Source organism: Azospirillum brasilense (assembly GCF_008365405.1).
GTDB classification, from domain to species: Bacteria; Pseudomonadota; Alphaproteobacteria; order Azospirillales; family Azospirillaceae; genus Azospirillum; species Azospirillum brasilense_D.
In genome coordinates this window covers 1-1,626 of record NZ_QOKV01000071.1, presented here as the reverse complement: position 1 = coordinate 1,626, position 1,626 = coordinate 1, and the positions used below count along the sequence as shown (strand labels likewise).

The 1,626-nt window shown below is 66.7% G+C and carries 2 protein-coding genes; both read right to left on the bottom strand.

From position 1 onward, the window contains the following. Window positions 1–1,021 (bottom strand): ADP-forming succinate--CoA ligase subunit beta (sucC, locus tag DS837_RS31795; protein WP_149168395.1); only part of this gene is annotated, 1,021 nt, incomplete at its 3' end. Window positions 1,022–1,255: 234 nt separating this feature from the next. Beyond that, window positions 1,256–1,626: CoA transferase (locus tag DS837_RS31790; RefSeq protein WP_211102459.1), on the bottom strand; the 371-nt coding region annotated here is incomplete at its 5' end.

The window sequence follows — 1,626 nt, the reverse complement described above, 5'->3', positions numbered from 1 at the left end:
CGCCTTCGGCGATGACGTCGCAGCGCATGATGCCGCCGAAGATGTTGACCAGGATGCCTTCGACGTTCGGGTCGGAGAGGATCAGCTTGAAGGCCGCGGTGACGCGCTCCTTGGTGGCGCCGCCGCCAACATCGAGGAAGTTGGCCGGCTCGCCGCCGTACAGCTTGATGATGTCCATGGTGCCCATCGCCAGACCGGCGCCGTTGACCATGCAGCCGATGTTGCCATCCAGCTTGACGTAGTTGAGGTCATGCTTGGCGGCCTCGACCTCGGCCGGGTCCTCCTCGGCGACGTCGCGCAGCTCGGCCACGTTCTTGTGACGGAACAGGGCGTTGTCGTCGAAAGCCATCTTGGCGTCGAGCGCCAGGATCTCACCCGAGCCGGTGACGATCAGCGGGTTGATCTCGACGATCGCGCAGTCCAGCTCGGTGAAGGCGCGGTACATGGCGGTCAGGAACTTCGCCGCCGCCCCGACCTGCTTGCCTTCGAGGCCGAGCGCGAAGGCGACCTTGCGGGTGTGGTAGCCCTGGATGCCGGTGGCCGGATCGACGGCGACCTTGACGATCTTCTCCGGCGTGTTGTGGGCGACCTCCTCGATCTCCATGCCGCCCTCGGTGGACGCCATGATGGTGACGCGGCCGGTGGCGCGGTCGACGAGCATGCCGAGATACAGCTCGCGCTTGATGTCGGCGCCTTCCTCGACGTAGAGGCGCTTGACCTCGCGGCCGTCCGGACCGGTCTGCTTGGTGACCAGCACGTGGTTGAGCATCTCGCCGGCGTTCTTGCCGACCTCCTCGATGGACTTGACGACGCGGACGCCGCCCTTGCCCTCGGGGTTGTCCTTGAAGCGGCCGGCGCCGCGGCCGCCCGCGTGGATCTGCGACTTCACGACCCACACCGGGCCACCCATCTCGCGGGCGACGGTCTCGGCCTCCTCGGGAGAGAACGCGACGCCGCCGCGGGGCACCGCGACGCCGTACGTCTTCAGCAGGCCCTTGGCCTGATACTCATGGATGTTCATGGCTGTCTTCGGGTGTTTAAAATGGAAGGGTGCGGGGCGCAGGCCGGCATCGGCGCTGACGCGTCCCGCGCCGGCACCCTGCGTCCTGTGCTGAATCCGTGGAAGAATAACGGTGTGAGCCTGCGGCTCACCGGATGTGTGCGTCAACGCCCCCGCTCTTCGGGACTGCGTGCGCCTGTTATCCGTGCTGCATGGAATGGGCGTCCCGACGGGACGCCCCTGCCACGGCTGTCTTTACTCGGCGGCCATGCGGGGAACGACCAGCCCCAGCGCGCCGCTGTCGCGAACCTCGCCGATGCGGCGTTCGTCGAAGCCGAGCACCTCGCGCAGGATCTCGTCGGTGTGCTCGCCCAGCAGCGGGGAGCGGGTGACCTCGGTCGGGCTGTCCGACAGCTTGATCGGGTTGCCGACCGTCAGGTACTTGCCGCGCGTCGGGTGATCGACCTCGACGATGGTGCCGGTCTCGCGCAGCGACTGGTCCTCCGCCAGCTCCTTCATCGACAGGATGGGGCCGCAGGGGATGTCGTACTGGTTCAGGATCTCCATGACCTCGAACTTCGTCTTGGTCATGGTCCATTCCTCGACGGTCGCGAAGATGTCCTTCA